Annotated in this window: 10 protein-coding genes; 9 read left to right on the top strand and 1 reads right to left on the bottom strand. The window is 63.9% G+C overall.

The features are described from left to right. From N536_RS0132925 to N536_RS0132885, 9 genes are all read left to right on the top strand, one after another. Window positions 1-554: GntR family transcriptional regulator (locus tag N536_RS0132925; RefSeq protein ID WP_029117504.1), on the top strand; the 554-nt coding region annotated here is incomplete at its 5' end. Between the two features lie 56 nt (window positions 555-610). Then, the gene (locus N536_RS0132920) at window positions 611-1,321 is read left to right on the top strand and encodes an ABC transporter permease (RefSeq protein ID WP_051574947.1); all 711 of its coding nucleotides are present in this window, start codon (window positions 611-613) and stop codon (window positions 1,319-1,321) included. After that, entirely contained in the window at window positions 1,318-2,172 is an 855-nt protein-coding gene (locus N536_RS0132915; RefSeq protein ID WP_029117502.1) for an ABC transporter permease, read from the top strand. Before N536_RS0132920 ends, N536_RS0132915 begins: the two co-directional genes overlap by 4 nt. Before the next feature lie 4 nt (window positions 2,173-2,176). Further along, window positions 2,177-3,589 carry an MCE family protein gene (locus N536_RS0132910; RefSeq protein ID WP_029117501.1) on the top strand — a complete coding sequence of 471 codons (1,413 nt, stop codon included), beginning with the start codon at window positions 2,177-2,179 and terminating at the stop codon, window positions 3,587-3,589. Beyond that, window positions 3,586-4,617, top strand: coding sequence for an MCE family protein (locus tag N536_RS0132905; protein WP_029117500.1), 1,032 nt, complete (start codon window positions 3,586-3,588; stop codon window positions 4,615-4,617). Before N536_RS0132910 ends, N536_RS0132905 begins: the two co-directional genes overlap by 4 nt. Continuing rightward, window positions 4,614-5,909 (top strand): MCE family protein, encoded by a 1,296-nt coding sequence (locus tag N536_RS0132900; RefSeq protein WP_029117499.1) that lies wholly within the window; start codon window positions 4,614-4,616, stop codon window positions 5,907-5,909. The genes N536_RS0132905 and N536_RS0132900 overlap by 4 nt, the downstream gene beginning before the upstream one ends. Beyond that, window positions 5,909-7,225 carry an MCE family protein gene (locus N536_RS0132895; RefSeq protein WP_029117498.1) on the top strand — a complete coding sequence of 439 codons (1,317 nt, stop codon included), beginning with the start codon at window positions 5,909-5,911 and terminating at the stop codon, window positions 7,223-7,225. The genes N536_RS0132900 and N536_RS0132895 overlap by 1 nt, the downstream gene beginning before the upstream one ends. 35 nt (window positions 7,226-7,260) lie before the next feature. Continuing rightward, on the top strand, window positions 7,261-8,355 hold the full coding sequence (locus N536_RS0132890) for a virulence factor Mce family protein (protein ID WP_051574946.1): 1,095 nt from the start codon (window positions 7,261-7,263) through the stop codon (window positions 8,353-8,355). After that, complete coding sequence (locus N536_RS0132885) at window positions 8,356-9,819, top strand: MCE family protein (RefSeq protein ID WP_029117496.1); 1,464 nt, start codon at window positions 8,356-8,358, stop codon at window positions 9,817-9,819. A gap of 18 nt (window positions 9,820-9,837) precedes the next feature. Here N536_RS0132885 and N536_RS0132880 read toward each other — a convergent pair whose 3' ends face one another. After that, entirely contained in the window at window positions 9,838-10,215 is a 378-nt protein-coding gene (locus N536_RS0132880) for an MmcQ/YjbR family DNA-binding protein (RefSeq protein ID WP_029117495.1), read from the bottom strand. Between the last annotated feature and the right edge of the window lie 5 nt (window positions 10,216-10,220).

Below are 10,220 nucleotides of genomic sequence, written 5' to 3'. Positions count from 1 at the left end.
TGGTCGTCTCGCGCCACAATCACCGCATCCAGGTGGCCGACTTCTCTTCCAGCGACCTCGAACAGCTCTACGCCACCCGACTGGTCTTGGAACCGCTGGCGCTGACCGTGCGGGTGCCGTTGCTGACCGCGGCCGAACTCGACGAGATGACCAGTGTGCTCGACGAGATGCGCCGCGCCGCCGACGCGCGGGACTACGACCGCTTCACCGTCCCGCACGAACGGTTCCACGAGTTCTTCCGCCCCGACGCCGACGGCGGCCGCCTGGAGTTACTGATCCGCCAACTGTCCGATCACGCCCGCCGCTACCGACGCGTCTACACCACCCAAACCCCCAGTGCCTGGGACGTCGTCATCGGACACGACACCAAGATCCTGCAAGCCGTCCTCCGCGGCGACACCACCACCGCCGGCGCCGAACTCGCCCGCCACCTCGCCGGCACCGCCCTCTCCATGATCGCCCTCATGGACCCCCTCCACGACCCACGCCTGCTGCGCACCGCACTACACCAGGCCTGCCACACCGAGAACGGATCCGGGGACGTCGGCCGGTGACAGTGACACCTTCTCGTCTTGCCATCCCCGTGCGTGCAGCGGGCGGTTTCTTTGCGATGTGTCTGGACACATTCGTCGTGATGTGGCGACCGCCCTGGGCGTGGCGGGAGTTCCTCTTGCAAGCCTGGTTCGTCGCACGGGTGTCGATCGTGCCGACGGCATTCCTGGCGATCCCGATCGTCGTCCTCGGTACCTACACCCTGAACGTTCTGCTCATCGAGTTCGGCGCGGCAGATCTATCCGGGACCGGGGTTGCGGTGGGGGCCGTGACACAGGGCGGTCCCATCGTGACGGTGTTGGTGATCTCGGGCGCTGCAGCCACCGCAATGTGCGCGGACCTCGGCGCCCGTACGATTCGTGAAGAAATCGATGCGATGCGCGTGCTGGGCATCAACCCGATCCAGGCGCTGGTGGTGCCCCGCGTGCTCGCGGCGACGTTCGTCGCGGTCTTGCTGACGTCGATGGTGACGATCGTCGGGATCACCGCCGCCTACTTCTTCTCAATCTTCCTGCAACACATCACACCTGGGGCCTTCGTCGCCGGCCTGCCACTACTCGTCGGCGTGCCGGAGCTCGTCATCGCCCTCATCAAAGCGGCACTCTTCGGCCTCGCCGCCGGTCTGATCGCGTGCTACAAGGGTCTGACGGTCGGCGGAGGGCCTGCGGGTGTCGGAACTGCCGTGAACGAAACCGTGGTGTACACGTTCCTGGCGCTGTTCGTCATCAACGTCATCGTCACCGCCGTCGGCGTGAAGGCAACGTTGTGACCCGCTCCGTGCCGAGTGTGCTGCATCCCGGGCTTCGGCGACCGGTCGCCGACGTCGCAGAGAGCTGGAACCGGCTGGGACGCCAAGCCCGCTTCTATGCCGAGACGATCGGTGGTGTAGGTCCGGCGATCACCCGGTATCCCGGTGAATTGCTAAGGCTCGTCGCGGAAATGAGCCTCGGAGTCGGGGCGCTCGCGCTGATCGGCGGAGCGATCGTCGTGATCGGTGCGCTGACCATGTCGGTCGGCTCATTGCTCGCCATCCAGTTCTTCCCGCAGCTGCAGCAAGTCGGCGTCGACGCTTTGGCAGGCTTCACTTCCGCCTTGATCAACACCCGCTACTTCGGGCCGATCATGGTCGGCATCGGGGTGTCGGCGACGATTGGTGCGGGCGCCACGGCGCAATTGGGCGCGATGCGGATCAACGAGGAGATCGATGCGCTCGAGACGATGAGCATTCGGGCGGTGCCGTACCTGTGCTCCACCCGGCTGGTGGCTGGTGCGGTCGTGGTGACACCGCTGTTTACCGTCGCGATGCTGCTGGCCTACATCGCCACGCAGTCCCTCACGACATTCGTCTACGGCCAATCGAGCGGTGTATACGACCACTACTTCTATACGTTCCTCAATCCCACCGACCTGCTCTGGTCGTTCCTCCTGGCGGAGATTGTCGGTCTCGTCGCGATGCTCGTCCACACCTACTACGGCTTTACCGCATCGGGCGGTCCGGCCGGCGTCGGTGAAGCCGTGGGGCGCGCTGTACGCACTTCGATGATCGTGCTCTGCGTCGTCGTGTTGCTGGTGACGATTGCCATTTACGGTCCGTCCGGCGACTTCCACTTCTCGGGCTAGCGCGATGACGTCGAGATCGGATCGCAGACTCCACTCCGCATGGTGGGCCCTCATTCTCGTTGTCCTGGTTGCGGTGTTCGTGTTCGTCACGACGGCCCGTTTCACGGGGACGTTCGACTCATCGCTTCCCGTCGTGGTCACGTCGGATCGGATCGGCCTGGTCATGGACCCTGGGGCTGCGGTGAAGCTGCGCGGCGTCAAGGTCGGGGAGGTCAAGGACGTGCAAAACCGTTACGGGTCAGTGCGTCTGGACATCGGGATCGACCGTGACCAAGTGCAGTTCATTCCCGCCAACGTGGCGGCTCGAATTCGGGCGACCACGCTGTTCGGGGCCAAGTACCTCGACCTGGTCTACCCTCGTGATCCGAGCCATGAACCCCTTGGCGCCGGCGCCGTCATCGCATCGCAGAACGTGTCCACCGAGGTCAACACTGTCTTCGAAAACCTGGTCGACCTCCTGCAACAGATCGATCCGGCCAAACTCAATGGCGTGCTGACCGCGCTCTCGGAGGGCTTCCGGGGACAAGGCCCCCGCATGGGTGAGGCAATTTCGGCCGCGAATGACGTTCTGCTCGAATTGAACCCACGCGCCGAGACGTTCCGACGCGACTGGCAGTCGCTGAAGGGATTCAGCGACACCTACGCTGGCGCAGCCAAGGACATCGTTGCGATCCTCGACGCCGCGAGCACCACCAGCGCCACCGTCGTCGACAATGCCTCGACCTTGGATGCGTTGTTGGTCAACCTCACCGGCCTGTCACACAGCGGCATCGACCTGTTTGGCCCAAGTAAGGGCGACTTCATTCAGGGAATCAACGATCTCGAACCGACGACGGCCCTGCTGTTGAAGTACAACCCCGAGTACACGTGCACGCTGACGGGCGGCTACAAGACCCTGACCGACTATCCGCTGAAGAACACCGCTGCTGCGAATGGCTATGGCGCCGTCGCGTCGGGCGGGTTCCAACTCGGGAATGACCCGTACAAGTACCCGGACAATCTGCCCATCGTCGGTGCCAAGGGCGGACCGGGTGGCAAGCCGGGTTGCGGATCCCTGCCGGACGTGGAAAAGAACTGGCCGGTACGGCAATTGGTCACGAACACCGGGTGGGGCACCGGACTGGATTGGCGACCCAACCCCGGTATCGCGTTTCCCGGCTGGGCCAATTACTTCCCGGTTACCCGGGGGGTGCCTCAGCCACCAAGTATCCGCTACCCCGGCGGGCCTGCTCCCGGTCCCGCGCCGGCCTTCCCGGGCGGTCCGCCCTACGGCGCTCCGTGGTATGCCCCGGACTGCGCCCCATTGTTTCCCGGCTTGCCACCGGGCGTGCCGTCGAACTCACCGCCACCCGACCCCTCCAAACCGCCTCCCGGCGCGGAGCCGTCCGCGCCCGACGCAGTCAACGGACCGCGATGAAGGGCAAGAGCCTCATCGGCGTGCTGTGGCGGCTGGGCATCTTCTCCGTGGTGTGCCTGTTCTTCCTTGGGGCCATGTTCGCCATCTTCGCTCAGCTGCGTTTCGAGCCACAACTGATGTACCGGGCAGACTTCGCCGACGTGTCCGGGCTCGAGGAGGGTCAGTTCGTCCGGATCGCCGGAGTGGAAGTCGGCAAGGTCACCAAGTTGACGCTGCGCCCGGATACGACTGTTTCCGTCGAATTCAGTACCGACGACTCGGTCGTGCTGACCCGCGGTAGCCGGGCCGTCGTCCGGTACAGCGACTTGGTTGGCGGCCGCTACCTTGCGCTCGAGGAAGGCACGGGCAGCACGGCGGCCCTCAAGCGCGGCGACACGATACCGCTGGCGAACACGTCGCCGTCGTTGGATCTGGATGCAGTGATCGGCGGTTTCCGGCCGTTGTTCCGGGCGCTGGATCCCGATCAGGTGAATGCGTTGGCCAGTCAACTGATTGGAGCATTCGAAGGCCAAGGGGAGACCATCAGCTCGTTCTTCAGCCAGACCGCTGCGCTGACGAACATGCTTGCCGACCGAGACCAGCTGATCGGGCAAGTGATCGTCAACCTGCATGGCGTGCTGAGCTCGCTGGGGGACCAGAACACGCAGTTCGCCATGGCGGTCGACTCGTTGTCACAACTCGTCTCGACGCTGGCCAGCCGAAAGCAGGACATCACCGACTCCGTGGCATCCTCCAACGCCGCCGCGGCGTCGGTTGCCGATCTGCTGTCGCAGTCACGTCCGGCCATCAAGAAGGTCGTCGACGAAACCGACCGCACCTCAGGGATCGTCGTCGCCGACCACGACTACTTCGACAACCTCTTGGCGACGCTGCCCGATGCGTATCAGGCGCTGAGCCGCCAAGGGCTATATGGCGACTTCTTCACCTTCTATCTGTGCGACGTGCTGTTCAAGGTCAACGGCAAAGGGGGACAGCCGGTGTACATCAAGATCGCTGGCCAAGCAAGCGGGCGGTGTACCCCACGGTGAAGTCCTTCGAGGAACGCAATCCCGTCCTGATCGGGGCGATCGGGATCGGGTTGACGGTCGCCGTCGTCGTCGCAGCGACGAACTACGACAAGCTGCCCTTGATCAACCAGACCCGGGAGTACTCGGCGCAATTCGCCGAGGCCGGTGGACTGGCTCCTGGCGCGGCCGTGCAGATCTCGGGCATGCGCGTGGGTCAGGTGCAGAGTATCGACCTGGACGGACCGCGGGTGGTGGTCGACTTCACCGTCGACAAGGGAGTACACCTCGGCGAACGCAGCGAGGCCGCGATCAAGACCAAGACCGTCCTGGGCGCCAAGATTCTGGTGCTCTCCCCGCGGGGCGACGGCGACTTGAGGGGTCCCATCCCGATCGACCGAACGATGTCGGCCTATCAGCTGCCCGATGCCATAGGTGATTTGACGATGACCATCAGCGGCCTGGACACCAACGAATTGTCGCGGTCGATGGACGTGTTGTCGAACACGTTCAAGGACACGCCACCGGCGCTGAAGGTGGCGCTGCAAGGGGTATCCCGATTCTCCGACACCGTGAACCGACGTGACGACCAGCTGCGCCAGCTGCTGGCCAATGCCAGCAAGGCGACTGCGGTGCTAGCCGAGCGCAGTGATCAGGTGGTCGGCCTCGTCGCCGACACCAACGCCCTGCTGGCGACGCTGCGAGAACAGAGCGCAGCACTGGACGAGATTTCGACCAACATCTCGGCATTCGCGCGGCAACTCAAGGGCTTCATCGCCGACAACCGCGACACGTTCAAGCCTGCCATCGACAAACTCAACGGCGTCCTCACGATCGTGGACAACCGCAAGGCAGAGGTCCAGAAGACCGTCAAGCAACTCAATGCCTACCTCATGTCATTGGGCGAATCCGCCTCCGCGGGACCATTCTTCAAGTCCTATATCTCCAATCTGCTGCCCGGGCAGTTCGTCCAGCCCTTCGTCGATGCGGCGTTCTCCGATCTCGGGTTGGATCCCAATGTCTTGTTGCCGTCGCAGCGCACCGACCCACAGGTCGGCCAGCCGGGCACCCCTCCGTTGCCGGTGCCCTATCCGCGCACCGGCCAGGGCGGCGAACCGCGGATGACGATTCCGGATGCCATCACCGGCAACCCGGACGACCAACAGTGCGGCCCGCCCGGCGTACCGTTGCCGGGTCCTGGTTGCTACCCCTACCGCGAGCCGCCGCCCGCACCCCCGCCGGGTGGACCACCGCCAGGGCCCCCGGCCGCGTCATCCCAACCCGTGCCGTCGGTGCCCGAAGGTGAAGGACAGTGATGAAACGACGCCTCCGAATGGGTTTGGCGGTCCCTCTCGTGCTGGTGGCGGTCGCTGGATTGGTCGTCGCGATGCGGCCCACCCAGTTCAACCGCATCAACGTGATTGGCTACTTCGCGAACAGCTCAGGGCTGTTCGTCGGAGACGACGTGCGGATCCTCGGGGTTCCCGTCGGCAGGATCGATCGGATCGAGCCGCAGGGCACGCGCGTCAAGATCTCGTTCTCCTACGACGAGAAATACCTGGTGCCCGGCGACGCGAAAGCCGTCATCTTATCGCCGGCCCTGGTGACGGCACGTGCCATCCAATTGACGCCCGCCTACACCGGCGGCCCCGTCATGGCCGACCACGCCGTGATCACCCAAGAGCGCACCGCGGTTCCCGTCGAGTTCGACGACTTCCGCAAGCAACTCGAACGGCTCGCGGACACCCTGCAACCCACCGAACCAGGCGGCGTCAGCACCCTCGGTGCGTTGATCAACACCGCCGCCGACAACATGCGCGGTCAGGGCGCCAGCCTGCGGCAGACTCTCATTGAACTATCCCAGGCGATTTCGGCGTTGGGCGATCACAGCAATGACATCTTCAGCACCGTCAAGAATCTCTCGATCCTGGTGTCCGCCCTTCAGAACAGCACCGGCGTCATCCGCCAGTTGAACGGGAACCTGGCCAACGCTACGGCGCTGCTCTCCAACGATCCCGACGAGATCGGCAATGCGCTGCGCGACGTGAACGCCGTGGTCGGCGATGCCCGAACCTTCGTGGCCGCCAACCGCGAGACCCTCGGCACCGCCTCGGACAAACTGGCATCGATCAGCACGGCTCTCGTACAGAGCCTCGACGATCTCAAGCAGACACTGCACGTCGCCCCGAACACCGTCCAGAACTTCATCAACATCTATCACCCGGCGCAGGCATCGACCTCCGGCGCCTTGGTGTTGACCCAGTTCGCGAACCCGATCACCTTCCTGTGCGGGGCCATCCAGGCCGCCTCGCGCATGAACGCCGAGCAGTCAGCCAAACTGTGCGTGCAATACCTGGCTCCCATCGTCAAGAACCGCCAGATGAACTTTCCGCCGATCGGCGTCACTCCGTTCGTCGGGGCAACGGCGCGCCCGAATGAGTTGACTTACAGTGAAGATTGGCTGCGGCCGGATTACGTGCCTCCCCAAGTCCCGCCGCAGGCGACGTCGCCGGCGACACCCGAGGCGACGGCACCGCTGGCTGCCGAGGCGCCAGCAGACGCGGAGACGCATCCGACAGATCCGGCGCAGGGGTTGCCGGGATTGATGACACCCTCGGGACCACCACAGTGAGCCGGCACACCGGCGTCGGCGTGCTTGCGCTCGCGATGGTGATGGGCCTCGCCGCCTCGGGATGTGGCTGGCGCGGGGCGAACTCACTGCCGCTGCCAGGAACCGAGGGGCATGGTGCGGATGCCTACACCATCCAGGCGCAACTTCCCGACGTCGACACCATCGAGCGCAATTCCCGGGTTCGGGTGGGAGACGTCACCGTCGGCAACGTCGAGAACATCGAACGGCAGGGCTGGCATGCACTGGTGACCATGACCGTCGACGCGGACGTAAGGCTGCCCGCCAACTCGACCGCCAAGATCGGTCAGACCAGCCTGCTGGGTTCCAAGCACATCGAGCTGGCCCCACCCGTCGGGACGCCCCCTCAGGGCACCCTTCACGACGGATCGTTGATTCCGTTGGCATCCGGAAGTGCTTATCCCACAACGGAACAAACTCTCGCAGCCGTATCGTCGGTGCTCAACGGCGGTGGGATCGGGCAGATCCAGGACATCACGCAGTCGCTCAGTACCGCATTCGCCGGCCATGAGGCCGAGTTACGGAGTCTCACCGACCAGTTGAACGTGTTCGTCGGCAACCTCAACGGCCAGATCGACGACATCATCGCCGCCACGGATTCGCTGAACAATCTGGTCGGTCAGATCAATGATCAGAAACCGGTGCTGGACAAGGCCCTTCGGACCATTCCCGATGCGTTGGCCGTGCTCAACGACCAGCGCCAGCATCTGGTGGAGGCCTTCGACTCGCTGGGCAAGTTCAATGCCTTGACCGCCGAATCCGTAGAGCAGACCAAGGCCAACCTCGTCAAGGAGTTGCAAGATCTGGGGCCCGTACTGCAGTCGCTCGCCGATTCCGGTCCCGCGCTGACGCGCTCGCTGAGTTTCTTCTCGACGTTCCCGTGGGTGAAGGAGAACGTCAAGAACTTCTTCCGGGGCGACGCGGCGAGTCTCGTGGCGGTCTTCGACTTCACGCTGAGCCGCATCGACTCGGGATTGTTCACCGGCACTCGCTTCGAGGGAGACCTCACCGAACTCGAGTTGCAATGGGGCCGCACGATCGGCCAGATTCCCAGCCCCTACACCGCTGCGAACCCGTTGCTTACTCCCTACCGCCACGATCAGGGGCCCTAGATGCGCCGAGTTCATCTGAGAAAACGAACCGTCATTCAACTGGCGGTGTTCGCCGTCGTCACGGTCACCGCCTCGTCGGTGCTGTGCCTGACGTACCTGCGGCTACCCAGCCTGGTGTTCTCTGCCGGCCAGTACGACGTGACGGTGGAACTGCCGGTCGGCGGCGGGCTCTACGCCCGGGGAAACGTCACCTATCTTGGCGTCCAAGTCGGTCAGGTGAAGGACGTTCGGCTGACAAGGGAAGGCGTCGAAGCGAGGTTGTCGCTGCAATCAGACGTGAAGATTCCCTCGGATCTCGATGCCCAGGTGCACAGCCAGACGGCCGTGGGCGAGCAGTACGTAGAACTGGTTCCGCGTGAAGCGAATTCGACACCGTTGAAGAACGGCGACGTGATCCCACTGGACAGGACCTCGGTGGCGCCGGACATCAACGAACTGCTCGATGCGACGAACCGCGGACTCAAGGCGATCCCCGGAGACAACCTCAAGACTGTCATCGATGAGTCCTACACCGCCTTCAACGGCCTCGGCCCAGAGCTGTCTCGGCTGGTGCGAGGATCGTCAACCCTGGCGATCGACGCCCGAAACAACCTGACGGACTTGACGAATCTCGCGGACAACTCGGCGCCACTGCTGGACACCCAGACCGACACGTCGGATTCGGTCCGCGCGTGGGCCTCTCACCTGGCGACCATCACTGGTCAACTTCGAGATCACGACGACGACGTCAGAGGAATACTGCGAGACGGTCCGGCGGCGGTCGCCGAAACCCAGCAGCTGCTGGACCGATTCCAGCCGACATTGCCGGTGGTGTTGGCCAACCTCGTCAGCCTCGCGCCGGTCTTGGTGACCTACCAAGCAAGCCTCGAGCAGTTGTTGGTGCTGTTACCCATTGGTGTGCAGATCGTTCAAGGGGCGCTGCTCGCCGACAAGGGAAGCAACAGCCCGTACGCGGGTCTGAACTTGAACTTCAACTTGAACTTGAATTTGCCGCCACCGTGCACGACGGGATTCCTACCCGTTCAGCAGATGCGGGCGCCGAGCGAGGTGGACTACCCGGAGAGGCCGGCGGGAGACCTGTACTGCCGGATTCCTCAGGATGCGATGTTCGACGTGCGCGGCGCCCGCAACCTGCCCTGCGTGACCCGTCCCGGGAAGCGCGCGCCCACGGTGAAGCTGTGTGAAAGCGACGAGAACTACGTGCCACTCAACGACGGCTTCAACTGGAAGGGTGACCCGAACGCGACGTTGTCCGGTCAGAGCATTCCGCAGCTGCCACCGGATGCGGCCGGCCAGCCGGCAACCCGATCCGCCGCCCCGCCGCCAGTTGCGGTCGCGCAGTACGACCCGGCGACTGGGCGTTACGTCGGGCCGGACGGCAAGGTGTACGTCCAAGGCGATCTCAACCAGGGCGCATCGCATGACAAGACCTGGCAGAACATGCTCCTGCCGCCCCCCGGCTAGCAGCGGCAGGCTGACGTTTCAATGGTCGTCTGCAACGGGTGGAGCCGGTCTACGCTTGCGTGGAAGTCCGGCGACCACCAAGTGATACGCGTTGACGATCAGGTCTTCGACGAGGTCCGCGGTGATTCGTTCGCCGGGGCAGATTGAGATCCAATGGCGCTTGTTCATGTGATAACCCGGGGTTATCTCCACATAATCGCGAGCAAGCGCTTGAGCATACGGTGGTTCGCATTTGAGTGTGACGACGTCGTTTCCCCGCACTTCGGTCAGCATGGCGAAGACTTTGTCCACGACCTTGAACACCTCGTAATTCGGTCCGAAGGGAAAGGTCCTCGTGGCCGACGGCATACCCATGGCGGTATCCGTGACGGTTTGGATCAGAGCGTGTCCATCCACAGTTG

Origin of the sequence: Mycobacterium sp. URHB0044, from assembly GCF_000620625.1 — a bacterium.
GTDB lineage: Bacteria > Actinomycetota > Actinomycetes > Mycobacteriales > Mycobacteriaceae > Mycobacterium.
Note: the sequence above shows the minus strand (reverse complement) of the source record. Positions and strands in the feature narration are given on the sequence as shown.